At 63.0% G+C, this 26,523-nt stretch carries 26 protein-coding genes; 16 read left to right on the forward strand and 10 right to left on the reverse strand.

Annotated elements, in window-relative coordinates:
* Positions 1-14: 14 nt before the first annotated feature.
* The 3 genes from AWB76_RS34785 to AWB76_RS34795 all read right to left on the reverse strand — a co-directional run bounded on the left by AWB76_RS34785 (position 15) and on the right by AWB76_RS34795 (position 2,843).
* Entirely contained in the window at positions 15-638 is a 624-nt protein-coding gene (locus AWB76_RS34785; protein WP_061164635.1) for an HAD family hydrolase, read from the reverse strand.
* 18 nt (positions 639-656) lie between these two features.
* Positions 657-2,444, reverse strand: a complete 1,788-nt coding sequence (locus AWB76_RS34790; RefSeq protein WP_244173595.1) for an aminopeptidase P family protein — start codon at positions 2,442-2,444, stop codon at positions 657-659.
* A gap of 126 nt (positions 2,445-2,570) precedes the next feature.
* Entirely contained in the window at positions 2,571-2,843 is a 273-nt protein-coding gene (locus tag AWB76_RS34795) for a hypothetical protein (RefSeq protein ID WP_061164657.1), read from the reverse strand.
* Positions 2,844-3,389: 546 nt separating this feature from the next.
* Here AWB76_RS34795 and AWB76_RS34800 point away from each other — a divergent pair.
* The 7 genes from AWB76_RS34800 (at position 3,390) to AWB76_RS34830 (ending at position 9,441) form a co-directional block, all read left to right on the forward strand.
* On the forward strand, positions 3,390-4,070 hold the full coding sequence (locus tag AWB76_RS34800; RefSeq protein ID WP_244173593.1) for a galactosyltransferase-related protein: 681 nt from the start codon (positions 3,390-3,392) through the stop codon (positions 4,068-4,070).
* 189 nt (positions 4,071-4,259) lie between these two features.
* The gene (gene hemA / locus AWB76_RS34805) at positions 4,260-5,555 is read left to right on the forward strand and encodes a glutamyl-tRNA reductase (protein ID WP_061164638.1); all 1,296 of its coding nucleotides are present in this window, start codon (positions 4,260-4,262) and stop codon (positions 5,553-5,555) included.
* A gap of 97 nt (positions 5,556-5,652) precedes the next feature.
* Positions 5,653-6,735, forward strand: a complete 1,083-nt coding sequence (gene prfA, locus AWB76_RS34810) for a peptide chain release factor 1 (protein WP_061164639.1) — start codon at positions 5,653-5,655, stop codon at positions 6,733-6,735.
* Positions 6,732-7,556, forward strand: a complete 825-nt coding sequence (prmC, locus tag AWB76_RS34815; protein ID WP_061164640.1) for a peptide chain release factor N(5)-glutamine methyltransferase — start codon at positions 6,732-6,734, stop codon at positions 7,554-7,556. The genes prfA and prmC overlap by 4 nt, the downstream gene beginning before the upstream one ends.
* Positions 7,557-7,630: 74 nt before the next feature.
* The gene (grxD, locus tag AWB76_RS34820) at positions 7,631-7,942 is read left to right on the forward strand and encodes a Grx4 family monothiol glutaredoxin (RefSeq protein WP_061164641.1); all 312 of its coding nucleotides are present in this window, start codon (positions 7,631-7,633) and stop codon (positions 7,940-7,942) included.
* A 13-nt stretch (positions 7,943-7,955) separates the two neighbouring features.
* Positions 7,956-8,561 (forward strand): UbiX family flavin prenyltransferase, encoded by a 606-nt coding sequence (locus AWB76_RS34825; RefSeq protein ID WP_061164642.1) that lies wholly within the window; start codon positions 7,956-7,958, stop codon positions 8,559-8,561.
* 94 nt (positions 8,562-8,655) lie between these two features.
* Positions 8,656-9,441: a DODA-type extradiol aromatic ring-opening family dioxygenase gene (locus AWB76_RS34830; RefSeq protein WP_061164643.1), complete on the forward strand. Its 786-nt coding sequence runs from the start codon at positions 8,656-8,658 to the stop codon at positions 9,439-9,441.
* A gap of 56 nt (positions 9,442-9,497) precedes the next feature.
* On the opposite strand, the gene AWB76_RS34835 is transcribed toward AWB76_RS34830, so the two are convergent.
* Positions 9,498-11,090, reverse strand: a complete 1,593-nt coding sequence (locus AWB76_RS34835) for an APC family permease (protein WP_096031392.1) — start codon at positions 11,088-11,090, stop codon at positions 9,498-9,500.
* 450 nt (positions 11,091-11,540) lie between these two features.
* On the opposite strand from AWB76_RS34835, the gene AWB76_RS34840 reads away from it, so the two are divergent.
* Complete coding sequence (locus AWB76_RS34840; RefSeq protein ID WP_007000074.1) at positions 11,541-11,744, forward strand: cold-shock protein; 204 nt, start codon at positions 11,541-11,543, stop codon at positions 11,742-11,744.
* 79 nt (positions 11,745-11,823) lie between these two features.
* On the opposite strand, the gene AWB76_RS34845 is transcribed toward AWB76_RS34840, so the two are convergent.
* Positions 11,824-13,074 carry an Hsp70 family protein gene (locus AWB76_RS34845; protein ID WP_061164645.1) on the reverse strand — a complete coding sequence of 417 codons (1,251 nt, stop codon included), beginning with the start codon at positions 13,072-13,074 and terminating at the stop codon, positions 11,824-11,826.
* Between the two features lie 210 nt (positions 13,075-13,284).
* On the opposite strand from AWB76_RS34845, the gene AWB76_RS34850 reads away from it, so the two are divergent.
* Positions 13,285-14,739 (forward strand): MFS transporter, encoded by a 1,455-nt coding sequence (locus AWB76_RS34850; protein ID WP_061164646.1) that lies wholly within the window; start codon positions 13,285-13,287, stop codon positions 14,737-14,739.
* Positions 14,740-14,745: 6 nt separating this feature from the next.
* On the opposite strand, the gene AWB76_RS34855 is transcribed toward AWB76_RS34850, so the two are convergent.
* Entirely contained in the window at positions 14,746-15,342 is a 597-nt protein-coding gene (locus tag AWB76_RS34855) for a nitroreductase family protein (protein ID WP_061164647.1), read from the reverse strand.
* Positions 15,343-15,455: 113 nt separating this feature from the next.
* Positions 15,456-16,739, reverse strand: coding sequence for an MFS transporter (locus tag AWB76_RS34860; protein WP_061164648.1), 1,284 nt, complete (start codon positions 16,737-16,739; stop codon positions 15,456-15,458).
* Between the two features lie 122 nt (positions 16,740-16,861).
* On the opposite strand from AWB76_RS34860, the gene AWB76_RS34865 reads away from it, so the two are divergent.
* On the forward strand, positions 16,862-17,509 hold the full coding sequence (locus AWB76_RS34865; protein ID WP_061164649.1) for a TetR/AcrR family transcriptional regulator: 648 nt from the start codon (positions 16,862-16,864) through the stop codon (positions 17,507-17,509).
* A complete protein-coding gene (locus tag AWB76_RS34870; RefSeq protein ID WP_061164650.1) occupies positions 17,506-18,063 on the forward strand; it encodes a DUF1415 domain-containing protein in 558 nt (185 codons plus the stop codon). Before AWB76_RS34865 ends, AWB76_RS34870 begins: the two co-directional genes overlap by 4 nt.
* Here AWB76_RS34870 and AWB76_RS34875 read toward each other — a convergent pair whose 3' ends face one another.
* Positions 18,064-18,855, reverse strand: coding sequence for a class I SAM-dependent methyltransferase (locus tag AWB76_RS34875; protein ID WP_244173597.1), 792 nt, complete (start codon positions 18,853-18,855; stop codon positions 18,064-18,066).
* Here AWB76_RS34875 and AWB76_RS42450 point away from each other — a divergent pair.
* Positions 18,736-19,299 carry a hypothetical protein gene (locus tag AWB76_RS42450; protein ID WP_244173598.1) on the forward strand — a complete coding sequence of 188 codons (564 nt, stop codon included), beginning with the start codon at positions 18,736-18,738 and terminating at the stop codon, positions 19,297-19,299. The genes AWB76_RS34875 and AWB76_RS42450 overlap by 120 nt on opposite strands.
* 16 nt (positions 19,300-19,315) lie before the next feature.
* Positions 19,316-19,636, forward strand: coding sequence for a hypothetical protein (locus tag AWB76_RS34880; RefSeq protein WP_061125643.1), 321 nt, complete (start codon positions 19,316-19,318; stop codon positions 19,634-19,636).
* Between the two features lie 48 nt (positions 19,637-19,684).
* Here the strand turns inward: AWB76_RS34880 and AWB76_RS34885 are convergent, their stop codons facing one another.
* Positions 19,685-20,383, reverse strand: coding sequence for a FadR/GntR family transcriptional regulator (locus tag AWB76_RS34885; protein WP_061164652.1), 699 nt, complete (start codon positions 20,381-20,383; stop codon positions 19,685-19,687).
* Positions 20,384-20,611: 228 nt separating this feature from the next.
* Here AWB76_RS34885 and AWB76_RS34890 point away from each other — a divergent pair, with 228 nt between their 5' ends.
* From AWB76_RS34890 to AWB76_RS34900, 3 genes are all read left to right on the forward strand, one after another.
* A complete protein-coding gene (locus tag AWB76_RS34890) occupies positions 20,612-21,736 on the forward strand; it encodes a mannitol dehydrogenase family protein (RefSeq protein ID WP_061164658.1) in 1,125 nt (374 codons plus the stop codon).
* A 95-nt stretch (positions 21,737-21,831) separates the two neighbouring features.
* Positions 21,832-23,118: an MFS transporter gene (locus AWB76_RS34895; RefSeq protein ID WP_061164653.1), complete on the forward strand. Its 1,287-nt coding sequence runs from the start codon at positions 21,832-21,834 to the stop codon at positions 23,116-23,118.
* A gap of 10 nt (positions 23,119-23,128) precedes the next feature.
* Positions 23,129-24,670 carry a D-arabinonate dehydratase gene (locus AWB76_RS34900; RefSeq protein WP_061164654.1) on the forward strand — a complete coding sequence of 514 codons (1,542 nt, stop codon included), beginning with the start codon at positions 23,129-23,131 and terminating at the stop codon, positions 24,668-24,670.
* 51 nt (positions 24,671-24,721) lie between these two features.
* On the opposite strand, the gene AWB76_RS34905 is transcribed toward AWB76_RS34900, so the two are convergent.
* Complete coding sequence (locus AWB76_RS34905; RefSeq protein ID WP_061164655.1) at positions 24,722-26,356, reverse strand: NAD(P)/FAD-dependent oxidoreductase; 1,635 nt, start codon at positions 26,354-26,356, stop codon at positions 24,722-24,724.
* Positions 26,357-26,523: the final 167 nt, after the last annotated feature.

Raw genomic sequence — 26,523 nt, forward strand, 5'->3', positions numbered from 1 at the left:
TCGGGCTTCTGCGTTTATATCGGCAGATTCAGCGCGCGCAGCTTCGTTTCGGTGTCCAGCGCGCCGGTGTAGTGGACGCCGTGCCAGCCGAGCGCCGTCGCGGCTTGCGCGTTCTTGAGGTTATCGTCGATGAACACGAGCTCGTCGGGCGCAATGCCCGGCAGATGCCGTTCGATTTCCGTGCGCATCAAACCGAAAATCTGCGGATCGGGTTTCACGAGACCCACGCGCCCCGACACGACGATCTCACGAAATTTCCGCAGCACGTCGAAGCGTTCCCACGCGTAAGGAAACGTCTCGGCCGACCAGTTCGTGAGACCGAAGAGCGGCACGCCCGCCGCTTCGAGCCGGTCGACGAGCGCAACGCCCTCTTCCATCGCGCCCGACACCATTTCCGGCCAGCGCGCATAGAACGCGCGGATCAGCGCTTCGTGCTCGGGATAGACCGCGATCAGCTCGGCGGTGCCTTCCTCGATTGTCTGACCGCCGTCCTGCTGCACGACCCATTCCATCTTGCAGACGTTGTCGAAAAACCAGCGGCGCTCGGTATCGTCCGGGATCAGATGCTTGTAGAGATATTCCCGATTCCAGTCGATCAGGACGCCACCGAAATCGAATACGACTGCCTTGATGGTCATTGTTCGCCGCTCCCCGCCTCAAATCGCCCTGGTCCGCTCTTCGAGCCATGCCAGCGCTTTCCCCGACACATGCGGCGAAACGCGTCGTCGCACGGTCTCGTGATACGCGTTGAGCCACGCGCGCTCGTCCTCGCGCAACAGCGACAAGTCGATGCAGCGCGTATCGATCGGGCACAGCGTCAGCGTCTCGAATTCGAGGAAATCGCCGAACTCGGTCTTGCCCGCCGCCTGGTTCATCACAAGATTCTCGATGCGGATGCCCCACTTGCCCGGCCGATAGATACCCGGCTCAATCGACGTGATCATGCCCTCTTCCATCGCCGTCCACGGTTCGGCGGGCGCGTAGTGCGAAATCACCTGCGGGCCTTCGTGCACATTCAGGAAATAGCCGACGCCGTGCCCCGTGCCGTGGCCGTAATCCGCGCCCGCTTCCCAGATCGGCGCGCGCGCGATCGAATCGAGCATCGGCGAACGGATACCGCGCGGAAAACGCGCGCGGGACAGCGCCATCGTGCCCTTCAGGACGACGGTGAAGTCGCGCTTGTGCTCGGCGTTGATCTCGCCGATCGGCACGACGCGCGTGATGTCCGTCGTGCCGCTCAGATACTGGCCGCCCGAATCGATCAGCAGCAAACCGTTGCCTTCGATCACCGCATGCGACGCCTCGGTCGCGCGGTAATGCGGCATCGCGCCGTTCGCGTTGAAGCCCGCGATCGTGCCGAAGCTCAACGTGACGAAACCCGGCCGGCGCGCGCGCGCGGCGGTCAGCTTCTCGTCGATGGTCAGCTCTGTGATGCGCTCGCGCCCGAGCGCTTCCTCGAACCACGCGAAGAATTCGGCAAGCGCGGCGCCGTCCTGCTCCATCGTCGCGCGGATGTGCTCCGCTTCCGCCGCGGTCTTGCGCGACTTTGCGAACGTCGACGGATTCACGGACTCGACCGTCTTCACCGTCGATGGCACTTTCTCCAGCAAACCGTGCGTGATGCGGCGCGGATCGATCAGCAACGTCGCGCCCGCAGGCAACGCTGCAAGCGATTCGGGCGCCGCGGCATACGGCGCGACGCGCACGTTGTCGCGCGCAAGCGACTCGACGAGCGCGCCGGGCACCTTGCCGTCGCCGACGAAGATCGTCGCGTCATCGAGACCGATCAGCGCGTGCGCGACGAACACCGGGTTGTAGCTCACATCGCCGCCGCGCAGGTTGAAGATCCACGCGAGATCGTCGAGCGTCGAAACGAAGTGCCATTGCGCGCCTTTCGCGCGCATCGTGTCGCGCACCTGCGCGAGTTTGTCCGCGCGCGCGACGCTCGCATGCGGCGCGGCGTGCTCGTAGACAGGCGCTTCCGGCAGGCCGGGACGCGCGGGCCACACGGAATCGAGCAGATCGAGATCGGTGCGCAACACGATGCCGCGCGAGGTCAGCGCATCGGACAATGCACGCGCCGCCGCGACGCCGAGCACGGTGCCGTCGACCGCGACCGTCGCACCCGAGGGCACGTGTTCCGCGAGCCAGTCGACGTGCGGCGCGGTTTGCTGGCCGCCCATCATCTTCATGAGCACGATGCCGGTGCCGGCGAGCTGCGCTTCGGCCTGCGTCCAGTATCGGCTGTCGACCCAGACGCCCGCGAAATCCGCGGTTACGACGAGCGTGCCGACCGAGCCGGTGAAACCCGAGAGCCACTGGCGCCCTTGCCAGCGTTCCGGCAAATATTCGGACAGATGCGGGTCTGCCGACGGAATGAGCACGGCGGCGAGCTTTTCGAGCGCCATCTCGCCGCGCAACGACTCGATGCGCCTCGCGAACATGGCGGGCTCGGGAATGGCTGAATCTGCAATGCGATCGTTCATGAAGTCACCTGCTTGAAAGCCCGCATAGGGCGCGAAGAGCACGGCGCGCGGCGAGGATCACCCGCCGCACGCCAGAAAATGGGATCAGCGGCGCGCCGCCAGTCCGACCGTCATCGTCACGACGAGCAGCGCGAAGACCGCGCACGCGAGCCATTCGAGCGTATCGCCGTCGTGATAGACATCGACGATATTGCCGAGCATGCGCGCGACGATCGTCGCCAGTATGCCAGCGGCGACGGCCGTCCCGACATGTCCCGCCGGAGCCCGAGCGACGCGTCCCGCACGCCGCAGCGGATGCAGCCACCAGCCCGCGGCGCCGATCACCGCGCCGAGAAAAATCAGTCCTGTCCAGCCCATCAGCGGCGGTGCTCCGTCGAAGTCGATGCTTTGCAAAGTGGAGCGTTTCGAATGATGGACATGACTCTGGAAAACTTCCGGCGAGAACGTAGCGCCTGAGTTTAGGGGCCGGATTTGGCGAGCGCAAGACTCCAAACCGATCATGTTTGCTCACCTCACGCCTGAAAGCGAAAGGTGAAATAACGCGTTTCTGAGTCAGATAACTATACGAACTGTCTTAATTTCAGAGCCGCGCCAAACTGATATTATTTTCCGGAGAGCGCCGTCACGCCCGTGACATTCCGCTAATTTCCGCGAGCGCAACGCAATTCGCGTTCTTTGCACGATGATTTAACTGTTGCCTCTCGTCGCTATCGCCTTATCGCTGATTCAGCGAAATAAAACACCTCAAGAGCATCGAGTTCGCATATGACCGAAACCCATCCGATTTCCCTGCGCGGCCTCGAGCTCATCATCACGTATCGCGGCGGAAGCGAAGAGCGGCGTGACAACCTGCGCGGGGTTCTGCGTCATCTGAACCGCACCTACTCGGACTATCTCGTCTGGTTGATAGAGGCGGACGCCGCGCCCACGTTCGACTGGTCCGCGTTCGCCGACCCGAAAATCAGACACCTGTTCGTCCATGACACCGGACCTTTTCCGAAAGCGCGATTAGTCAATCTCGGCGCGCTCATGGCGAAAAGCCCGATTATCTGCTTGCACGATGCCGATATGATCGCCAATCCGCGTTTCCTGAAAATCGCAGTAAACGCACTGATGGATGACGATAAAAGCGACGTACTATGCCCTTTCATGCGTGTTTTGAATGTTTCGGGCAATCTGCGCCAGTCTTTCATCGAATCTGGAAATATCGATGAACTCACGCCGTTTCTGGAAAGCGATCTGCCGGACGACATCAATCTGATGTATCTCAACACGCCCGGTGCAATCAATGTATTCAGACGCGCCGATTTCATCCGCATCGGAGGGCTGGACCCGAGCTTCATCGGCTGGGGCGGCGAAGACGACGACCTCTTGTTGCGCGCCACGCGCCTCGGATTGCGCTGGCATTCCTTGGGCGGCGATAGCGCAGCGCTTTTTCACCTGAATCACGACTCCTCGTGGCGCTTCGAACGCCTGGAGGAAGAAAACATCGCCAAGAACCGGAAGCAGGCGTTCGAGACAGCCGACATTTCAATTGAAGCGCTCAACGAGCGCGCGGCGGAACTATCGAAATTTTTCCGCTGAGCGAACCTGCGGCGCTCTGCCGCACGGCGCTCGCGGCATCACTCCGGCGCCCGCCAGGTGGCAATTCGAGCCGGAAAGGGCCTGCTCCCGCCCCAAATGCCACCTATAAATGAAGAAATACGCAAAAGGCTATAATATCGGGCTATCTGAAAGGCCCTTGGCTTAGGCCCAAAGCATCAGCCCAAAAAAATGCAGCTCCTCACGATCGGAATCAACCACCACACTGCGCCTGTCGCTCTGCGCGAACGCGTGGCGTTTCCGCTCGAACAACTGAAGCCTGCTCTGGGCGCGCTGAAGGACATCTGGCTCGGCCCGCTCGCGAAAGTGTCGCCCGAAGCGGCGATTCTCTCGACCTGCAATCGCACCGAACTCTACTGCGCCACCGACGACTCCGCCGCCCGCGAAGCCGCGCTCCAGTGGCTCTCGAAGTACCACAGCATCCCCGTTCCGGAACTCGCGCCGCACGTTTACGCGCTGCCGCAGTCGGAGGCCGTGCGTCACGCGTTCCGCGTCGCGTCCGGACTGGACTCGATGGTGCTCGGCGAGACGCAAATCGTCGGACAAATGAAGGATGCGGTGCGCACCGCGTCCGAAGCCGGCGCGCTCGGCACGTATCTCAACCAGTTGTTCCAGCGCACGTTCGCGGTCGCGAAAGAAGTGCGCACGACGACCGAAATCGGCGCGCAATCGGTGTCGATGGCCGCCGCCGCCGTGCGTCTCGCTCAGCGCATCTTCGAGAACATTTCGAGTCAGCGCGTGCTGTTCATCGGCGCGGGCGAAATGATCGAACTGTGCGCCACGCACTTCGCCGCGCAGAATCCGCGTGAGCTGGTCGTCGCGAACCGCACCGCTGAACGCGGCGAAAAGCTCGCCGGCCGCTTCAATGGCCGCGCGATTCCGCTCTCCGAGCTGCCCGCGCGCATGGCGGACTTCGACATCATCGTGTCGTGCACGGCGTCGACGCTGCCGATCATCGGTCTCGGCGCGGTCGAGCGTGCGGTGCGCGCGCGCCGGCATCGGCCGATCTTCATGGTCGATCTCGCCGTGCCGCGCGACATCGAGCCGGAAGTCGGCAATCTGCAGGACGTGTTTCTCTACACCGTCGACGACCTCGGCGCGATCGTGCGCGAAGGCAACGCGTCGCGCCAGGCGGCGGTCGCGCAGGCCGAATCGATCATCGAAACGCGCGTCGCGAATTTCATGCAATGGCTCGATGCGCGCAGCATCGTGCCGGTCATCCGCCACATGCACACGCAGGCGGACGCGTTGCGCCGCGCCGAACTCGATCGCGCGCGCAAGATGCTCGCGCGCGGCGACGATCCCGCCGCCGTGCTCGAAGCGCTCTCGCAATCGCTCACGAACAAGCTGATTCACGGCCCCACGCACGCGCTCAACCGCGCGAGCAGCGAGGAGCGCGGGCAGCTCATCGACCTGATGAGCGGTTTCTATCGCCACGGCTCGTCGTCCGATTCGTCGGAACGTTAGCGGCCTTCTCTTTGCTATTCTCAAAGGCTCCGCGCGGCTAGCGCGGCGGCTCCCCGATCGCAGTATTTCCTGACGCTCACCGCGTCATTTCCGACCGATGAAAACGAGCATGCAAAGCAAGCTCGACCAGCTTGCAAAACGGCAGGTCGATCTCAACGAATTGTTGAGCCGCGAAGATGTGACTTCCGATATGGACCAATACCGGAAACTCACGCGCGAGCACGCGGAAATCAACCCGATCGTCGAACAATACGCGCTCTGGCGTCAGGCGCTGACCGACGAGGCGACCGCGCAGGAACTGCTCTCCGATCCGTCGATGCGCGATTTCGCCGAAGAGGAAATCGGCGAAGCGCGCGAGCGCATGACGAAGATCGAAGGCGATCTGCAGATGATGCTGCTGCCGAAAGATCCGAACGACGATCGCAATATCTTCATCGAAATTCGCGCGGGCACCGGCGGCGACGAATCCGCGCTCTTCGCGGGCGATCTGCTGCGCATGTATCTGCGTTACGCGGAACGCAATCGATGGACCGCCGAAACGATGTCGGAGAGCGTGTCGGATCTCGGCGGCTACAAGGAAGTGATCGTGCGGATCGCCGGGCAGAGCGCGTATTCGCGGCTCAAGTTCGAATCGGGCGGGCATCGCGTGCAGCGGGTTCCGGCCACCGAAACGCAGGGGCGCATCCACACGTCGGCATGTACCGTCGCCGTGATGCCGGAAGCCGATGAAATCAGCGAAGTCGTCATCAATCCGGCCGATTTGCGCATCGATACGTTCCGCGCGTCCGGCGCGGGCGGGCAGCACATCAACAAGACGGATTCGGCCGTGCGCGTCACGCACTTGCCGACGGGCATCGTCGTGGAATGTCAGGACGACCGTTCCCAGCACAAGAACAAGGATCGCGCGCTGAAGGTGCTCGCCGCGCGCATCAAGGACAAGCAGTATCACGAGCAGCACGCGAAGGAAGCGGCCACGCGCAAGAGTCTGATCGGCTCGGGCGACCGTTCGGAACGCATTCGCACGTACAACTTCCCGCAAGGGCGCATGACGGATCACCGCATCAACCTGACGCTCTACAAGCTCGAATACATCATGGACGGCGATCTCGACGAACTGATCGGCGCGCTCGTGTCCGAGCATCAGGCGGAGCAGCTCGCGGCGCTCGGGGAATCGGAGTGAGCGACGCCGCCGCGTTGTTGCGGGCATGTGTACTGCCGCCGCTCGAAGCGCGCATCCTGTTGATGCACGTGCTCGGCTGGCGGCGCGCGGAACTCATCACGCGCGATCATGAAGCGCTTTCGCCCGACGCAATCGCGCGTTTCGAAGCGCTCGCGGCGCGGCGATCGAACGGCGAGCCGATCGCGCAACTGACGGGCCGGCGCGAATTCTTCGGGCTCGATTTCGATGTGACGCCCGACGTGCTGATCCCGCGGCCGGAAACCGAACTGCTCGTGGAACTCGCGCTCGACGCCATCGCCGATGCACGCCATCCGCGCGTGCTCGATCTGGGCACGGGAACGGGCGCCATCGCGATTTCCATCGCGCATGCGCGGCCGGATGCGCGCGTGTGGGCCGTGGATCGATCGAACGCCGCGCTCGATGTCGCGCGCGGCAATGCCACGCGTCTGCTCGCCGGCAATACCGTGACGTTCATCGAAAGCGACTGGACCGCGAACGTCGATCCGTCGCTGCGGTTCGAAGTCATCGTCAGCAATCCGCCGTATATCGCGAGCGACGATCCGCATCTCGAACGAGGCGATCTGCGCTTCGAACCGCGCGGCGCCCTCACCGACGACGCCGACGGCCTGTCCGCGATCCGCACGATCATCGAGAAGGCGCCGTTTCTGCTCGCGAACAACGGCGCGCTTTGGTTCGAGCACGGCTACGATCAGGCGTCGTCCGTGCGCGACATGCTCGAGGCACGCGGCTTCACGCAAGTCCGCTCGATGCGCGATCTCGCCGGCATCGAACGCTGCTCGGGCGGTCTGTTCACCGTGTGAGCGGCCCGGCCCGAGTAATCGAAATCCGCTATCATTTCCAGACCTCTCACCGAAATCTCAAGCGCAGGAACGTCATGGACACGCAAGAACGCATCAAGCAAATCGTCGATCAAAGCCCGGTGGTCCTTTTCATGAAGGGCACGGCGCAATTCCCGATGTGCGGCTTCTCCGGCCGCGCCATTCAAGTGCTGAAGGCGTGCGGCGTCGATCAGATCAAAACCGTGAACGTCCTCGAAGACGACGAAATCCGCCAGGGCATCAAGGAATTCTCCAACTGGCCGACCATTCCGCAGCTTTACGTGAAGGGCGAGTTCATCGGCGGCTCGGACATCATGATGGAGATGTATCAATCGGGCGAACTGCAACAGCTCTTCGCCGCAGCCTGAGTTTTTTCCGCAAGTGAGCGCGCCCGCTGCCGCGAAACGACGGCTTATCGTCGCGATTACCGGCGCAACGGGCGCCATCTACGGCGTGCGTCTGCTCGAGACGCTGCGCCGCCTTTCCGGCGTCGAGACGCATCTGCTCGTCTCCAGCGCCGGTTGGCTCAATATCCAGCACGAACTCGATCTCGACAAAGCCGCGGTCCACGCGCTCGCCGATGTCGTCCATAGCGTGCGCGATGTCGGTGCGACCATCGCGTCCGGTTCATTCGCGACCGACGGCATGGTCGTCGCGCCCTGCTCCATGCGCACGCTCGCAAGCATCGCGCACGGTCTCTCCGACAATCTCATCACCCGCGCCGCCGATGTCGTGCTGAAAGAGCGCCGCCGCCTCGTGCTGCTCGTGCGCGAGACGCCGTTCAATCTCGCACATCTGCGGAACATGACGGCCGTCACCGAAATGGGCGGCGTGATTTTTCCGCCGCTGCCGGCGTTCTATCAAAAGCCCGCGACCATCGACGACATGGTCGATCACACGGTTGCGCGCGTCATCGATCTGTTCGGGCTCGGGCAGCCGGTCGCTTCGACGTGGCAAGGTCTGCGCGGAGAGACGGACCGAGATTGACAACACCGGCGACATAATTCGTTGCTCGCCGGGCCATTTATCAACGCGAGTTGCGGCCTTACATTGATGGCATACCGAATAGGAATTTGCCGCCATGAGCCGATTGCCCACCGTTTTCATTTCCCACGGCGCGCCGACATTGCCGATCGATCCGTCGATGCCGTCCGCCGAATTCGCGTCGCTCGGACAAGCGCTGCCGCGTCCGCGCGCGATCCTGATGCTGTCCGCCCATTGGGGCACGGCGCAGCCGGTCGCGAGCACGGCCGAACGGCCTGAGACGATCCACGACTTCTACGGTTTCCCGCGCGCGCTCTACGAAATCCGCTATCCGGCGCCCGGCGCGCCCGATCTCGCGAAACGCGCCGCCGCGCTGCTCGACGCGCAAGGCATTCCCGCCGCGACGACGGATCACGGACTCGACCACGGCGCCTGGGTGCCGATGCTGCTGATGTTCCCCGATGCGGACGTGCCAGTCGCGCAACTCTCGATTCAGCCGCATCTGGACGCCGCACATCATTTCCGCATCGGTCGCGCGTTGCGAAATCTGCGCGATGACGGCGTGATGATCGTAGGTTCGGGGCAGATCACGCACAATCTGCGCATGGCAGACTTCAGCGCGCGCCCCGAAGACGCCGATCCGCGCGTGGCCGAGTTCACCGGCTGGTTCGAGAGCCGAATGGCCGAACGCGATATCGATGCCCTCATCGACTATCGCGCCCGCGCGCCGCATGCCGCGCTGATGCATCCGACCGACGAGCACTTGCTGCCCGTGTTCAGCGCGCTCGGCGCGGCGTCGGACGATTATCGGCTGGGCATTCAGTCGCTCGGCACGTTCCAGCGCGCGCTCGCGATGACCAACTACGTTTTCACCGACGACTGAGCGAAAAAAAGCCCGCCGGATCGCTCGGGCGGGCTTAATCGGTGAAACGAGCGCGATCAGGCGCCGACTTCGTGAAGAATGTCGTCGGTGCTTTCGCGTTCGTCGAGATACGTCGTGCGATAGCCCGTGTGCACGCCCCAGTAATAGAAGACCAGCGCGAGCACGGCCACGGCCGCCATGTCCCAGCCGTAAGGCAGCACACCGCTACCGCCAAAGTCCTTGCTGCCGATCAGCGACATGACCGCCATCGACGGCAGATAGGCCACCAGCCACCACGCCGCCTTCAGATCGCGGCCCCAGCCCGCGAAACCGGTCTTGGCCTGAAAGTAGAAGTACACCGGCAACGCGACGACCATCAGCAGGATGATTTCGCCGGTCAGCGGCCACTTCGCCCAGAACAGCACGAGCGACGCACACACGAACGCGAACGGCGCGATCAGACCCATCATCGGCAGCTTAAGCGGGCGATCGAGGTCGGTCGCCGAGCGGCGCAGCGCCATCAGGCTGACCGGACCCGTCAGATACGAGATGACGGTCGCGACCGAAATCACCGCCGCCAGCGAGCTCCAGCCTCGGAAGAAGAACAGGAAGATGAACGCGACCAGCAGGTTGAACCACATCGCCGGACGCGGCACGCCGTAGAACGGATGCACGGAACCGAACATCTTCGGCATCGTGTTGTTGCGCTGCATCGCGTAGATCATCCGCGTGGTCGTCGCCATGTAGGTCGTGCCGGTGCCGCTCGGGCTGACAAAGGCATCGACATACAGCAGGATTGCGAGCCAGTTCAGGTTCAGCGCGAGCGCCAGTTCCGCGAACGGCGACGCGAAGTTGAAGTGCGACCAGCCCTTCGCGACATCGCCCGGACTCACCGCGCCGATATACGCGACCTGCAGCAGCACGTAGATGACGAGCGCGAGCAGGATCGAGCCGATCACCGCGAACGGCACGCTGCGCGCCGGATGACGCGCTTCGCCGGCAAGGTTCACCGGGCTCTGAAAACCGTTGAAGCTGAACACGATGCCGCTCGTCGCCACCGCCGTCAGCACGGCCGGCCAGCCATAAGGAGCAAAGCTCGACGCCGTGCCGAAGTTCTCCGAATGAAACCCGGTGAAAATCAGGCCCGCGATGGTCGCGCCCGGAATCAGGAACTTGAACACGGTGATCAAGGTATTTGCGCGCGCAAACACCTTCACGCCCCAGTAATTCAGCATGAAGTAGACGATCACGAGCAGCGCCGACAGGAATAGCCCCATCGGCGTGAGCGACTCGTTGACGAAAAGCGCATGCGCCCAGTCATACGGCCAGGTGCTCATGTATTGGATCGACGCTTCGGCTTCGATCGGAATCACCGAAACGATCGCGATCCAGTTCGCCCACGCGCTGATGAAACCGACGAGCGCGCCGTGCGAATAGCGTGCATAGCGCACCATGCCGCCGGACTCGGGGAACATCGCGCCGAGTTCGGCGTAGGTCAGCGCGATCGCCAGAATCACGACAGCGCCGATCACCCACGCGACGATCGCGGCGGGACCGGCGATTTTCGCGGCCTTCCACGCGCCGAACAGCCAGCCTGAACCGATGATGGACCCAAGCCCGGTCAGCAACAGCGCCATCGGGCCGATATTTCTTTGTATCGAACTCTTCAATTCTCTCTCCAGTGTCTCGCGCTGCGCGCGCATCGCCCGCGGCAGACAAAGCCGCGTTCGCCGAGGGATGCCAGGAACATTCCCGACGATACTTCGCGTCGGTGCAACCCCCGAGAAGGCGCGTAGTTTACCGGTTGCACCTTTCGAATGCAGTGCATACTGGAGAGAATTCGCCCCAAAACGGTGTTTTGTTGAGCGGGTCGAGATTGGACGCGCAAGCGATGTAAATTTTGCTTACACATCTCAAAAAAATCCCTTCAGAGTTGTCGGATATTAATTGACCGCGAAATGGTTTCGCCGTATAAAGCTTCTTGCAGGATTTCAAGTGGCGAGTGAATTGGTTCTTTCGAGTTCGCCATCACGGTACTCCGGTTGGTCCCATTGCCCCTTCCTTGATTTTCCGCACACCTGGGCTTCGGCCTTATTCATCATTTTTTTGGAACAAGTAACATGGAAACCGGTACCGTCAAGTGGTTCAATGACGCAAAGGGCTTTGGCTTCATCACTCCGGATGGCGGCGGCGAAGATCTGTTCGCGCACTTCTCGGAAATCCGCATCGAAGGCTTCAAGACGCTTCAGGAAAACCAAAAGGTTTCCTACGAAGTGAAGACCGGCCCGAAGGGCAAGCAAGCCGCGAACATCAAGCCGGTCTAAGACCCGCTAGATAGAATTCGTATGAAAAACCCCGCCTCGGCGGGGTTTTTTGTTTCCGGCTCCGGCAACGCACGCGGCGTCACGCGAACACGCGTTGCGCGTAGATTCCGAGTCCCTTCGCGACGCTGGCGAGGCGATCGCCGAACACCGGCTGCGCCGCGGGAAATGCCGACGCCAACGCTTCCGACAGAAATCGCAGGCCCGTCGTGCCGCCGGTGAAATAGATGGCGCCCACATCCGCGGCCGCGACGCCCGCCCGTTTGAGCGTTTCCTGCGCCGCCTCGACGATCCGCCGCGTCTCGTCCGCACCGGCCGCGATCAGCTGCGGCTCGTCGAAACCGACGCGCAGCGCTTCTTCCACCTCTTCCATGTCGATTTCGGTCGTGCCGCCGGCGGCGACATCGATCTTCGCTTCTTCCGCGTGCGCGGTCAGCGCGTGACCGAGCCGGCGATCCACGACGCGCATCAGGCGATCGTGATGGCGCACCTCGGTGTAGAGATGGCGCATCAGTTGCAGTTCGCTCACACGCTTCGGCGTGTAGACGGTGTTGATCAGATGCCAGGTCGCGAGATCGAAGTACACGGGGCTGGGCACTTCGCGCCCTTTTGGATCGAGCGACTGGTAACCGAGTTCGCGCAGCACGGTCACGAGCTCGACGCGCCGGTCGAAATCGGTTCCGGCGACGTGCACGCCATGATGCGCGAGCACATCGCCCTTGCGCTCCAGATGGCGCGCGCGCTCCGGGCCGACGCGCACGAGCGAAAAGTCCGACGTACCGCCGCCGATATCCGCGACCAGCACGAGGCCTTCCTGCGTCAGGCCGGCTTCATAGTCGAAGGCTGCGGCGATCGGTTCGTACTGGAAGTGGATCTCGCGCAGACCGACCGCGTGCGCGCACGCTTCGAGCTGCTTTTGCGCGAGATGGTCCGCGCGCGGATCGTCGTCGACGAAAAACACCGGGCGGCCGAGCACCGCGCGCGTGAGCGGCTCCGCGGCGAGCGCCTGCGCCTTCTGCTTCAGATGCTGCAAAAAGAGCGTGATGACATCGGTGTATTTGATGGCCGAGCCATCGCCGAGGTCGGTGCTGTTGTCCGCGAGCGGCGAGCCGAGAATGCTCTTCATCGAGCGCATCAGGCGGCCGTCGAAGCCGTCGATGTACGCCTCGAGCGCCGCGCGGCCGTAGGACTGGTTATTCTCGTCGGTATTGAAGAAAACGGCGGTGGGCAACGTGGTCGCCTCGCCTTCGACGGGTGCAAGCCGGATCGACAAGCCGTCAGGAAGAGCGACGGCAGAATTCGACGTGCCGAAATCGATCGCGCAATAAGTCATGGGCCTCGGCGGCGTCGTAAAGGACGCCGCATTCAAACATGGACGGCGTTTTTAACACGTTCCGCAGGACGTATCAACCGCGTTCTGGATATTTTTAAACCATTGAGTTTATTCGATAAAAGCGGAATGTAACTTGCTCGCCTCGCGGCAATTTCTGCATACATTTGCGTGCGTCGCGGCAGCGGAAAGCACGCGCCTCAGGAGACCTGTTTGAACGATAAAGCCAGCGATCGTCCGGCGATCATCGAAACCGATTTGCCCGGACGCCTCGATCGTCTGCCGTGGGGCCGTTTTCACACGCTGATCGTGTTTGCGCTCGGCATCACATGGCTGCTCGACGGTCTCGAAGTGACGCTCGCGGGCGCGGTCGCGAGCGCGCTCAAGTCGAGCCCGGCGCTGCAATTTTCGAACGCGGATGTCGGCATTGCGGGCAGCGCGTATATCGCGGGGGCGGTGCTCGGCGCGCTCGGCTTCGGTTGGCTCACGGACCGGCTCGGACGGCGCAAGCTGTTCTTCATCACGCTCTTTCTCTACGTCGCCGCGACCGCCGCGACCGCGTTTTCGTGGAATCTCGCCACGTTCGTGCTGTTCCGGTTCCTGACGGGCGCGGGCATCGGCGGGGAATACACAGCCATCAATTCGACGATCCAGGAATTCACGCCCGCCCGTCTGCGCGGCTGGACCGACCTCGCGATCAACGGCACGTTCTGGGTCGGCGCGGGCATCGGCGCGGCGGGCTCGATCGTGCTGCTCGATCCCGGCCTGCTGCCGCCCGACTGGGGCTGGCGCGCGTGCTTTCTGATCGGCGCGGCGCTCGGCCTCACGATTCTCTTCATGCGGATGTGGGTGCCGGAAAGCCCGCGATGGCTCATCACGCACAATCGCGCGGACGAAGCTAAGCAGGTCGTCGAGGAAATCGAGGCGCATTTCCAGCAGCACGGCATCGAGATTCCCGATACGCCCGTGAAACCGCTGCGTCTGCACGCGCGCGAAGGCACGCCGATCCGCGAAGTCGTGCATACGCTGTTCAAGGCGCATCGCAGCCGCTCGCTCGTCGGACTGATGCTGATGACCGCGCAGGCGTTCTTCTATAACGCGATTTTCTTCACCTACGCGCTCGTGCTGACCGATTTCTATCACGTGCCGGGCGATCACATCGGCTGGTACGTGCTGCCGTTCGCCGCTGGGAATTTTCTCGGTCCGGTGCTGCTCGGCAAGCTTTTCGACGTGATCGGCCGCCGCCGCATGATCGCATCGACGTACGCGATTTCAGGCGTCCTGCTGACCATCAGCGGCTGGATGTTCATGCAGGGCATGCTCACCGTGACGACGCAGACCATCGCGTGGATGGTGATTTTCTTCTTCGCGTCGGCGGCGGCGAGTTCGGCGTATCTGACCGTCAGCGAAACCTTCCCGCTGGAGATTCGCGCGCTCGCCATCGCGGTGTTCTATGCCTTCGGGACGGCGCTCGGCGGCATCATCGGGCCGACGCTCTTCGGGCATCTGATCGATACGCACGAGCGCGGCGCCGTGTTCGTCGGCTATCTGATCGGCTCGCTGCTGATGATCGCGGCGGCGGTCGTCGCCGGAATCTGGGGCGTCGCGGCGGAGCGCAAATCGCTTGAGGATGTCGCCCGTCCGCTTTCGGCCGCGGACGAGCATTGAGCGCGATTACTTGAACGCCTTGTCCCACGCGCCTTCGAAGGCCGTTTCCGCGAGCGTTTTGCGCGCGCGCGGCGCGGCTTCCCGCTCGCGCAGCGTTTCGTCGAGCTGATTCGCGTCGCCGTGATGGCCGATCGCGATCATCGCGATGATGTCGACATCCGCCGGCACCGAGAACGCCTGACGGAACGCGTCGCGGTCGAAGCCGCCCATCTGGTGCGTCGCGAGCCCGAGCGCGTGCGCCTGAAGCACGAGCGCCATCGCGGCCGCGCCGGTGTCGTACGTCGCGGTGCGGTTCGCGTCGCCCTTCGGCGTGAGCGTCGAAGCCGTCACGCAGACGAGCAGCGGCACGCTCACGTTCCACTTCTGATTCGACGGCATGAGCGTGTCGAACGCGCGCTTGAACGCGGCTTCGTCGCGATGACGGTCGAACGCGATGAAGCGCCACGGCTGCAAATTATTCGACGACGGCGCCCAGCGCGCCGCTTCGAGCAGCCGATGCAGCGTCTCGCGCTCGATCGGCGCATTGGAAAAGGCGCGCGGGCTCCAACGGCCGGCGATCAGTTCGTGGATGTCGACATCGGCCGGAGCGGGCTTCGTGGTCATGTTCGGTCCTCGTTGGCGTGGTGAAAGACAAACGGCGCGCATCGGCAAAGATGCGCGCCGTTCAAGGCGACAAGGATAAACAAGCTCGCGCCGGCGTGCAGCGCGTCACGCCGTCAGGTCGCGGCGACGCCCATCGACCGGCCCGCGCGATTGATGCGCAGCACCGTCACGGCCGCGACGAGGCACAGGCCGCCGGAGATCATCGTCGCGACGGTGTAGCTGCCGAGACTCGAGCGCAGCATGCCGCCGCCGAGCGCCGCGAACGCCGCGCCGAGCTGATGGCCCGCGACGACCCAGCCGAACACGATCGGCGCCGAGTCCTTGCCGTAGACATCGGTGGCGAGGCGCACGGTCGGCGGCACGGTGGCGATCCAGTCGAGTCCGTAGAACACGGCGAACAGCGGCAGGCCGAAGAAATCGATGCCGAACGCATACGGCAGATAAATCAGCGACAGGCCGCGCAGACCGTAGTACCAGAAGAGCAGCACGCGCGCGTTGAAACGGTCGGAGAGCCAGCCGGACAGCGTCGTGCCGAAGAGATCGAAGATGCCCATCGCGGCGAGCAGCGTTGCGCCCTGCACCTGCGTCATGCCGTAGTCGGAGCACATGGCGATCAGATGCGTGCCGACGTAACCGTTCGTGCTCGCGCCGCAGACGAAGAAGCTGAAGAACAGCAGCCAGAAATCGCGCGTCTTGCTGGCCGACGCGAGCGTGCCGAACGCGACCTTGATCGGATTTTTCGGCGGCGGCAGCGCGCCGGGCGGCAGATCGGCTTTTTCACCGACCGGACGCAGCGACAGATCCGCCGGACGCTCGGGCAACAGCCAGGCGACGAGCGGCAACACGATCACCGCCGCGCCCGCGACGACGAACACGACCGGACGCCAGCCGTAATGCTCGGAAATCGATGCGAGGAACGGCAGGAACACGAGCTGGCCGGTCGCGGAGCTTGCGGTGAGAATGCCCATCGCGAGACCGCGATGCGTCGTGAACCAGCGGTTCACGATCGTCGCCGACAAGGTGAGCGCGGCGACGCCCGTCGCGCTGCCGACCATCACGCCCCAGACGAGCACCATTTGCCACGGCTCGGTCATCATCGACGAGAGGCCGACGCCCGCCGCCAGCGTCGCGATCGCGGCGAGCACCGTCGGGCGCACGCCGAAGCGCTGCATCGCCGCCGCCGCGAACGGGCCCGCGAGGCCGTAGAGCGCGAGATTGATCGAAATCGCGAGGGAAATCGTCCCGCGCGACCAGCCGAACTGCTTTTCGAGCGGCAACATCATGACGCTCGGCGTCGCGCGCGTGCCGGCCGCCGCGAGCAGCACGAAAAACACGACGCCCACCGCAACCCAGCCGTAATGCATCCGGCCATTCAGCCGTCTCGCTACCCAATTCATCGCTGCTCCGTCAGGTTGAATTTTGTCTTGCGACGTTACCGCTCTGTCACATCAGAGTTGCGAGCTTAGTTACCGATCGGTAACATGTCAAGCATGCAGCAGAATATCCTGAGGATCCGACCGTGACCCGAACCATCTCCGATCAGCCGAAAAGCCACGCGCGCCGCGGCATCCGCACCGACGGCGCCACCGCGCAGGAGCAATTGCTCGACGCCGCGCAGGAGCTGTTCTATCGCGACGGCATCCGCGCAATCGGCGTCGATGCCGTCGTGGAGCGCGCGGGCGTCAACAAGATGAGCCTGTACCGGCAGTTTGCGTCGAAGGACGAGCTCGTCGTCGCATATCTGGAGCGCATGGACGAAGGATTCCGGCGGCGCTTCGAGGCGAGCGTCGCAAAACATCCGGGCGAGCCGGCGAAGCAGCTCGTCCAGGCAATCGAGGATCTGGTGAAGCGGGCGTCGTCGCCGGATTATCGCGGTTGCCCGTTCGTGAACATCGCGTGCGAATTCGGCGATCCGGCGCATCCCGCGCGGCAATCGGTCGAGCGCAACAAAAGTTACCTGATGACGCGTCTCGTCGAGATTTCGACGGCCGCCGGAGCGGATAATCCCGTGGAACTGGCGGAATCGCTCGCGTTGCTGGTCGACGGCATCTACGCGACGAGCCAGACGTACGGCCCCGGCTCGGGACCGCTGCTCGCCGCGCCGCGCATCGCGCGCACGTTGATCGCGGCGGCGTGTCCCGTGCATCGCAAACAGGAAGGTTCATGACCGACAGCAGCATCCGCGACGAAGTGATCGCGGCGACCCGGCACTGGCTCACCCGCGCGGTGATCGGACTCAACTTGTGCCCGTTCGCGAAGAGCGTGCACGTCAAGAAGCAGATTCGCTATGTGGTGAGCGAAGCGCGCGGCGTCGACGATTTGGTCGTAGAACTGACCGATGAACTTCGTCTTTTGCGCGATACGGACCCGGAATCCGTCGACACCACGCTCTTCATCACGCCGCACGCCTTCGCGGATTTCGCCGACTACAACGACGCCCTCTTCTTCGCCGAACGTCTGCTCGAACAATTGGGACTCGCGGGCGAATTGCAGATCGCGAGCTTTCATCCGCAGTATCAGTTCGAAGGCGCCGCGCCCGACGATATCGACAACTACACGAATCGCGCGCCGTATCCGACATTCCATCTGATCCGCGAAGCGAGCATCGATCGCGCTGTCGCTGCGTTTCCCGAAGCGTCCGACATCTACGAGCGCAATATCGAAACGCTGCGCCGTCTCGGCCACGACGGCTTCGCCGCCTGGATGAAGGACAAAAACTGATCAGTGCGCGGGCGCGAAAAAGCGCTCGCGCAACTCGTCCAATCCCAGCGTTTCCAGCACATCCGAAAGCCGTTGCGCAGGTTTGCCGCGCGGCAAGTCCTTGAACTGCGCGACGATGAGCTCGTTCTTCATCGAGTGCTCCCAGCCGACGAGTTCCGTCACGCTCACCTGATAGCCGTGCGATTCGAGCTGCAGGCAGCGCAGCACGTTGGTGATCTGGCTCCCGAATTCGCGCGTGTGCAGCGGATGCCGCCAGATTTCCGTGAGCACGTTCTTCGACAGCGAATGCCCCTTGTTCTTGCGCAGCACCGAAGCCACTTCGGCCTGACAGCACGGCACTACGACGATGTACTTCGCTTTCTTCTGCAGAGCGAACTGGATGGCGTCGTCGGTTGCCGTATTGCACGCATGCAGTGCCGTGACGATATCGATCGAATCGGGCAGACGATCCGAATCGATTGATTCGGCCACCGACAGATTTAGAAAAGACATCCCCGTAAACCCGAGTCGAATGGCCAATTCTTCGGATTTTTTAACGAGCTCTTCGCGCGTCTCGATTCCAAAGATGTGTGACCGATCGCGCAGAGTCTTGAAGAAGAGATCGTAGAGAATGAACCCAAGATAGGATTTTCCTGCACCGTGGTCGACGAGTGATACGGCCCCTTGGTGTGCATGCACGTCGGCAAGAAGCGGTTCGATGAACTGATAGAGGTGGTACACCTGTTTCAGTTTGCGACGGCTGTCCTGATTCATCTTGCCGTCACGCGTGAGGATGTGGAGTTCCTTCAGCAGTTCGATCGACTGGCCTGGGCGAATCTCGTGTTTGGTGGAGGGGTCGGGTGTGCCCGGAGCCGACGCGGAGGACTTCCTGGTCATCTTGATGGTGTGTCGAATAAAAAAGCGGAGCATGTTCGCGCCGAATGTGCGCTAACCGCTGGTTCTGTCGTCTCAAAAGAGGAAGTTTACCCAAAAGCGCGCAGACGCTCTCGTTCCAGTCACTGGCTGGTCGGCCAACGCGTGGCGACACGCTTGGAACAGATTGTGCATCGTCCGACAAGTGAGGCCATTGGAAAAGACGACACAGCGTGGCTTTCGCGCCGCGTAACGATGCAGCAAGCAGAGCTACAAGTCAGTAACAAGCAGTGCCTCGACACGTCGAACGTGGTCACTCGCGCCCAGCCTTGTTACGTAACACCTAACGCACAGCGCGGCGAATGCGACTCGCCGGCGCCATGAACATGAGAGGACGGCGATGGATGCGATCCCGGACAAGAAAGCAGAGAAGCAATTTCAGGAGATGCTCGCGGCACTGACCGCGATGCCCGCGTGGAGTGAAAAGCAGCAGTTGGAACTGGAGATGGCCCGAGAGATTTCCGTGGAGATGCTGCGCCTCGCCGAGTCGATGCGCGACGGCTCCACCGACATCGAAACGTGCCTGACGATGCTGAAGTACGCCAAGGTGATGGATTTCGTCCTGACGACGCTGGCCTCACGCCGGGATATCGCGCCGCAAACGCTGCGCGTCATCTTCAAGCTGGCTGGCCTGAAGGTCGATGAAGCCTATCCGGGCTGATACGGTCACGCTTTTGCAACCGGTGCGCGTTCCGAGCGCGCGCCGGCATCAGCTTTTGCGCTTGGTCATGAGGCGCGCCGCGGACTGACGCATGTGCCGCTGCATCGCGGCTTGCGCCTGTATTGCGTCGCGCGCCTCCAACGCCTCCAGAATCTCGCGATGTTCGCCGAGCGCGGCCGCCCACGTTTCCTCCCCTTCGAAGTGCCCACGCAGCGTCGATGACAGCGGGCTGTGCCGCTCGTCGTACAGACTGCCGACCGTGCGCACGAGCACGTCGTTGCCCGTCATCTGCGCGATCGCGATGTGAAACGCGCGATCGGCCGCCATCGGCACCTGGCCGTTGCCGACTTCGCGCGCCATCGTTTCGTACACCGCGCGCAGCGCCTTCAGTTCCTTCGGTTTCGCGAACGGCGCGACGCTCGCCGCGATCGCGCCCTCGATCACACTGCGCGCGTTCATGATCTCGATCGGGCTTTCGCCCAGTTCCGCTTCGGTCGCCGCCGGTGTGCTCGCGGGCGTCGCGACGATGTACACGCCCGAGCCCATGCGAATCTCGACGCGCCCTTCCAGCTCCAGCGCGACCAGCGCCTCGCGCACCGATGGCCGCGACACGCCGAGCGTCTGCGCGAGTTCGCGCTCGGACGGCAACCGGCCGTTCGGGGCGAAATCCTGCTGTTCGATCAGCCCGCGCAGCTTGTCGGCGATCTGTAGATAGAGGCGGCGCGTTTCGGCTGGTTTGACGCTCACGTGCTGGCTCCTGCCTTTTGTCTCGGGGAAAACGTGGATTGTAATCAGCGGAAGGGTTGACGCGCCGTGGGGCGGGCATTTGCCGTTCGCGGATCGCTTACAAGTGGCTTGACCAATTCTATTTCAAGACACTAGTATGCAATCCGGTAAGGCCAGGTGGCCGATTTTTTTTCGGCGATCTGGAACCGTTCCCACCCGATCATTCCTCACAACGCAACGCGCCCGACGATGAACAATCCGATTCTCCAGTTCGGCACGAGCCGTTTTCTGCAGGCGCACGTCGATTTCTTCGTCACCGTCGCGGCGCGCCGCGATCCGGCGAAATCGCTCGGCAAGATCACCGTTGTTCAGACCACGTCCAGCGCCGACAGCCGCGCGCGCGTCGAGGCACTGCGCGCGGCCGGGCGCTATCCGGTGCGCATCCGTGGCCGTCTGCGGGACGAAACCGTCGATACGACGGTCGAATGCGATTCCATCACCGAAGCGCTGCACGCCAGCGAAGACTGGCCGCTGCTGATCGAGCGCGTGAAGCGCGACGTGAAAGTGATCGTCTCGAACACGGCGGACGCCGGATACGCCCTTTTCGATGAAGACACCGCCGATCTGCTCGCCGGCCAGCGCGCGCCGCGCGGTTTTGCCGCGAAGCTCGCAGTGCTGTTGCACGCACGATTTGAAGCCGGCGCGGCGCCGATCACGCTTTTGCCCTGCGAACTCGTCTCGCGCAACGGCGACACGCTGCGCGATCTGGTCATCGGCGTGGCGCGCGGCTGGAACGTCGACAAGGCGTTCATCGGCTATCTGACGACGGGCTGCGTGTGGGTGAATTCGCTCGTGGACCGCATCGTGTCGGAGCCGATTCAGCCGGTCGGCGCGATCGCGGAGCCGTACGCGCTGTGGGCGATCGAGCGCCAGGACGGCATGGTGCTGCCGTGCGAGCACGAGGACATCGTCGTCACGGAGGATCTCGCGCACTACGAGCGTCTCAAGCTGTTGATGCTGAATCTCGGCCACACGATGCTCGCGCAAATCTGGCGCACGCGCGACGGCTCGCCCGACATGACCGTGCTCGACGCGATGCGCGATCCGGCGTATCGCGAGCCGCTCGAAGCGACGTGGCGCGACGAAGTACTGCCCGTGTTCGCGGCGCTCGGCAAAGGCGATGTCGCCGCCGACTATCTCGCGAGCGTGCGCGACCGCTTCGAGAACCCGTTTCTCGTGCATCGGCTCGCGGACATCGCGCGCAATCACGACGAGAAGAAAGTCCGGCGCTTTCAGCCCGTCATCGAGCTCGCGCGCGAGCTGAAACTCGACATCGAACAGAAGCGTCTGCGCGACGCACTCGAATGCGCCTGAAGAGCGGCGACCAGTTTTGAATCACGGCTCACCGCGCAGGCATCGCGGACTGAGCTGAAATAAATGAAGTGCCGCCCCATTGAGGAGACAATACGATGCGCAAAATGCGTTGGGTAGTGATATTTCTGGCTTTTCTGGCAATCGCGATCAATTACATCGATCGCGCGAATCTCGCCGTCGCCGCGCCGCAGATCGAAAAAGCGCTCGGCATCGGCCCGGCTGAAATGGGCTTCATCCTGAGCGGCTTCTTCTGGAGCTACGCGCTCATGCAGATGCCTTTCGGCTGGTTCGTCGATCGCGTCGGCGCACGCATCGCGCTGCCGCTCGCGGTGGGCTGGTGGTCGGTGTTCACCGCGCTCACGGCCGTCGCGTCGAGCGTCTTCGGCATGTTCGGCTGCCGCCTGATGCTGGGCATCGGCGAAGCGGGCGCGTATCCGTCGTGCGCGAAACTCGTGTCGCAATGGTTCAAGAAGGAGCAGCGCGCGTTCGCGACCAGCATCTTCGATAGCGGCTCGCGCGTCGGCTCGGCGCTGTCGATTCCGGTCGTCGCACTCATCATCAGTTCGTTCGGCTGGGAAGCGTCGTTCGTCATTACCGGCGTGATCGGCTTCGTGTGGATTCTCGGCTGGTTCCTGATCTACCGTAACAAGTCGAAGGGCGATCTGACGGGCGACACCGACGTCGCGCCGGTGCCGGTCGCGCCGAAGAACAAGGTCTCGTGGGCGTCGCTGTTCAAGTACCGCACGCTGTGGGGCATGATGCTCGGCTTCTTCTGCCTGAACTTCGTCATCTACTTCTTCATCACCTGGTTTCCGAGCTATCTCGTGCAGGCGCACGGCTTCTCGCTCAAGTCGCTCGGCACGCTCGGCACAATTCCCGCGCTGATGTCGATTCCCGGCGGCTGGCTCGGCGGCGTCATCTCGGACACGCTCTTCAAGCGCGGCTGGAGCCTCACCGCCGCACGCAAAACCTGCATGGTCGGCGGCATGCTGATGTCGTCAGTCATCACGCTGTGCGCGTTCGTCACCAACATTTATCTGATGCTCGCGTTCTTCGGCATCGCTTACGCGAGTCTCGCGTTCGCGGCCGCGTCGATCTGGTCGCTGCCGAGCGACGTCGCGCCGACGCCCGATCACGTCGCATCGATCGGCGGCATTCAGAACTTCGCATCGAACCTGGCAGGCATCGTCATCACGACCTTCACCGGCGTGATGCTCGCGATCACCAAGGGCTCATTCGTGATTCCGCTGTGCGTCGCGGGCGGCTTCTGCTTCCTCGGCGCGTTCAGCTATCTTGTAATCGTCGGCAAGATCGAGCCGCTCAATCTCGCCGAAGAAGAGGAAAAAGCGCGCACCGATGGCCGCGCTCCGTCCACTATCTAAGCAAAAGATCATGTCCACCACATCCACCGACCATGCGGTCATCCGGCTGCATCCCAACGACGACGTCGTGATCGCGACGCGTCAGTTGCTCTCCGGCGCGCGCATCGCGTCGGAGGATTTCGTCGTCGCGGGGCTGATTCCGCCGGGCCACAAGATCGCGACGCGCGATATCGCCGCGGGCGCGCCCGTGAAGCGCTACAACCAGATCATCGGTGTGGCGAAAGAGGCGATCGCGCGCGGGCAGCACGTGCACACGCACAATCTGTCGATGGCCGATTTCGCGCGCGAGCACGAGTTCGGCGTCGATCTGCATCCGACGCCGTTCGTCGACAAGCCCGCGACCTTCATGGGCATTCGCCGCGACGATGGCCGCGTGGCGACGCGCAATTTCGTCGGCGTGCTGACGAGCGTGAACTGCTCCGCCACAGTTGCGCGTGCGATCGCCGATCACTTCCGGCGCGACGTGCATCCGGAAGCGCTCGCGGATTATCCGAACGTGGATGGCGTGATCGCGCTCACGCATGGTCTCGGATGCGGCATCGACATGCAGGGCGAAGGGCTCGGCATCCTGCGCCGCACGCTTTCGGGCTACGCGGTGCATCCGAACTTTCATTCGGTGTTGTTCGTCGGTCTGGGCTGCGAGACGAATCAGATCTCGGGCGTGCTCGAATCGAGCGGTTTGAAGGATGGCGAAAAGCTGCGCAGCTTCACGATTCAGGACAGCGGCGGCACGCGGAAGACCATCGAACGCGGCATCGCAATCGTGAAGGAAATGCTCGCCGACGCGAATCGCGTGCAGCGCGAGCCGCTGCCGGCGTCGCATCTGATCGTCGGATTGCAGTGCGGCGGATCGGACGGCTATTCGGGCATTTCGGCGAATCCCGCGTTGGGCGCGGCTGTCGACAAGCTCGTCGCGCATGGCGGCACGGCGATTTTGTCAGAAACGCCGGAAGTCTACGGCGCCGAGCATTTGCTCACGCGCCGCGCCGTGAGCCGTGAAGTCGGCGAAAAGCTGCTCGCACGCATCAAGTGGTGGGAGGAATACTGCGCGCGCAACGGCGCGGCGATGGACAACAATCCGTCGGCGGGCAACAAGGTCGGCGGACTGACGACGATCCTCGAAAAATCGCTCGGCGCGGTCGCGAAAGGCGGCACGACGAATCTCGTCGAAGTGTACGAGTACGCTCAACGGATCGATGCGAAGGGCTTCGTTTTCATGGATTCGCCGGGCTACGATCCGATGTCCGCGACCGGGCAAGTCGCTTCGGGCGCGAATCTGATCTGCTTTACGACGGGCCGCGGTTCCGCTTATGGATGCGCGCCGTCGCCGTCGCTCAAACTCGCGACGAACACCGCGCTGTGGGAGCGGCAGGAAGAGGATATGGATATCAACTGCGGAGGCGTGATCGACGGCTCGGCGACCATCGAACAGCTCGGCGACGCGATCTTCCAGATGATGCTCGACTGCGCGTCAGGCGTGGCGTCGAAGAGCGAACTGCACGGCTACGGGCAGAGTGAATTCGTGCCCTGGCAGGTGGGCGTGGTGACCTGAGTTTGTGAAGGCGCATCGTTCTTGTCGATGCGCCTTTTTTCTTCGTCAGATTCAGGCGATAGCCGCGTGCTGCGCCATCATTTGCAACGCGACGGCTTCCGCCACTTCGATGCCGTCGATCGCCGCGGAATAGATGCCGCCCGCGTAGCCCGCGCCCTCGCCCGCCGGATACAGACCGTCGACGTTGACGCTTTGATAGTCGTCCTTGCGTCGCACGCGAATCGGCGATGACGTGCGCGTCTCGACGCCGGTCAACACGGCGTCGTGCATCGCGAAACCTTTGATCTTCTTGTCCAGCTCGGGCAGAGCTTCGCGGATCGCTTCGATCACGTAATCGGGAAGCGCCGTGCTCAGGTCGGTGGGCTTCACGCCCGGCTTGTACGACGGCACCACGGAACCCAGTGACGTCGATGCGCGCCCCGCAATGAAATCGCCGACGAGTTGCCCCGGCGCGGAGTAGTCGCCGCCGCCCAGCTCGAACGCGCGCTCTTCCCACTTGCGCTGGAACGCGATACCGGCGAGCGGACCGCCCGGATAATCTTCCGGCGTAATGCCCACGACGATGCCCGCGTTCGCATTGCGCTCGGCGCGCGAATACTGGCTCATGCCGTTCGTCACGACGCGGCCCGGCTCGGACGTCGCCGCGACGACCGTGCCGCCCGGGCACATGCAGAAGCTATAAACCGCGCGACCGTTGCTGCAGTGATGGACGACTTTGTAGTCAGCGGCGCCGAGCTTTTCATGGCCGGCAAACTTGCCGAAGCGGCTTCTGTCGATCACGCCTTGCGGATGCTCGATGCGAAAGCCCAGCGAAAACGGCTTCGCTTCCATATAGACGCCGCGCGCGTGCAGCATCTCGAACGTATCGCGCGCGCTGTGACCGACGGCAAGCACGACGTGATCGCAGCGCAACGTCTCGCCGGTCGAAAGCTTGAGGCCACGCACCTTGCCGTTATCGATGTCGATGTCTTCGACCCGATGCTGGAATCGCACTTCCCCGCCGAGCTGATGGATCTCCGCGCGCATCTTCTCGACCATGCTTACCAGCCGGAACGTACCGATGTGCGGACGGCTCAGGAACAGAATGTCCTCCGGCGCGCCGGCTTTGACGAACTCGTCGAGCACTTTTCGGCCGTAATGCTTAGGATCCTTGATCTGGCTGTAGAGCTTGCCATCGGAGAACGTGCCGGCGCCGCCTTCGCCGAACTGCACGTTCGATTCGGGATTGAGTTCGTTGCGTCGCCAGAGGCCCCAGGTATCCTTGGTCCGCTCGCGCACTGCCTTGCCGCGTTCGAGGATGATCGGCCGGAAACCCATTTGCGCGAGGATCAGGCCGGCAAAAAGCCCACACGGTCCCATGCCGATAACGACAGGACGCGGCAACGTCGATTGCTCCGGCGCTTTCGCCACGAATCGATACGCCATGTCCGGGGTCGCGCCGCAGTGCGGATGCGGACTCGCTTCGAGACGCTTCAATACCGACGCTTCGTCTTGCAACTCGACATCGATGATGTAGGTGAGTTTGATATCGGCGCGCTTGCGGGCATCGTGCGCACGACGAAATATGTGGAAGCGGACGAGTTCGCTCGCACCGACGCCAATCTCGGCCAGGCGCGCGAGTACCGCGGTTTCGATAGCCGATTCGGGATGATCGAGCGACAGCTTGAGTTCGCTTAGACGTAGCATGGGGACATCGACGGCGCTGGCCGTGCTCTTGGAATTGCGTAGGGAGGATTTTAGCGCTTGAGAGACGCGGGATTTGCCGTTTCGCTGCGACGCGCGCCCCAACGCAAAAACCCCACCTTTGCGGGGTGGGGTTTTTGTCGTACGGCATAAGGAGCCTGACGATTACC

Source organism: Caballeronia temeraria (genome assembly GCF_001544795.2).
Lineage (GTDB): Bacteria > Pseudomonadota > Gammaproteobacteria > Burkholderiales > Burkholderiaceae > Caballeronia > Caballeronia temeraria.

Bases quoted from the DNA above. Each gene is read 5' to 3' on its own strand.
- AWB76_RS34785 (WP_061164635.1), bottom strand. From the start codon at position 638: ATGACCATCAAGGCAGTCGTATTCGATTTCGGTGGCGTCCTGATCGAC.
- AWB76_RS34790 (WP_244173595.1), bottom strand. From the start codon at position 2,444: ATGTTCGCGAGGCGCATCGAGTCGTTGCGCGGCGAGATGGCGCTCGAA.
- AWB76_RS34795 (WP_061164657.1), bottom strand. From the start codon at position 2,843: ATGGGCTGGACAGGACTGATTTTTCTCGGCGCGGTGATCGGCGCCGCG.
- hemA (WP_061164638.1), top strand. From the start codon at position 4,260: ATGCAGCTCCTCACGATCGGAATCAACCACCACACTGCGCCTGTCGCT.
- prfA (WP_061164639.1), top strand. From the start codon at position 5,653: ATGAAAACGAGCATGCAAAGCAAGCTCGACCAGCTTGCAAAACGGCAG.
- grxD (WP_061164641.1), top strand. From the start codon at position 7,631: ATGGACACGCAAGAACGCATCAAGCAAATCGTCGATCAAAGCCCGGTG.
- AWB76_RS34830 (WP_061164643.1), top strand. From the start codon at position 8,656: ATGAGCCGATTGCCCACCGTTTTCATTTCCCACGGCGCGCCGACATTG.
- AWB76_RS34840 (WP_007000074.1), top strand. From the start codon at position 11,541: ATGGAAACCGGTACCGTCAAGTGGTTCAATGACGCAAAGGGCTTTGGC.
- AWB76_RS34845 (WP_061164645.1), bottom strand. From the start codon at position 13,074: ATGACTTATTGCGCGATCGATTTCGGCACGTCGAATTCTGCCGTCGCT.
- AWB76_RS34855 (WP_061164647.1), bottom strand. From the start codon at position 15,342: ATGACCACGAAGCCCGCTCCGGCCGATGTCGACATCCACGAACTGATC.
- AWB76_RS34860 (WP_061164648.1), bottom strand. From the start codon at position 16,739: ATGAATTGGGTAGCGAGACGGCTGAATGGCCGGATGCATTACGGCTGG.
- AWB76_RS34870 (WP_061164650.1), top strand. From the start codon at position 17,506: ATGACCGACAGCAGCATCCGCGACGAAGTGATCGCGGCGACCCGGCAC.
- AWB76_RS42450 (WP_244173598.1), top strand. From the start codon at position 18,736: ATGCACGTCGGCAAGAAGCGGTTCGATGAACTGATAGAGGTGGTACAC.
- AWB76_RS34880 (WP_061125643.1), top strand. From the start codon at position 19,316: ATGGATGCGATCCCGGACAAGAAAGCAGAGAAGCAATTTCAGGAGATG.
- AWB76_RS34890 (WP_061164658.1), top strand. From the start codon at position 20,612: ATGAACAATCCGATTCTCCAGTTCGGCACGAGCCGTTTTCTGCAGGCG.
- AWB76_RS34895 (WP_061164653.1), top strand. From the start codon at position 21,832: ATGCGCAAAATGCGTTGGGTAGTGATATTTCTGGCTTTTCTGGCAATC.
- AWB76_RS34900 (WP_061164654.1), top strand. From the start codon at position 23,129: ATGTCCACCACATCCACCGACCATGCGGTCATCCGGCTGCATCCCAAC.
- AWB76_RS34905 (WP_061164655.1), bottom strand. From the start codon at position 26,356: ATGCTACGTCTAAGCGAACTCAAGCTGTCGCTCGATCATCCCGAATCG.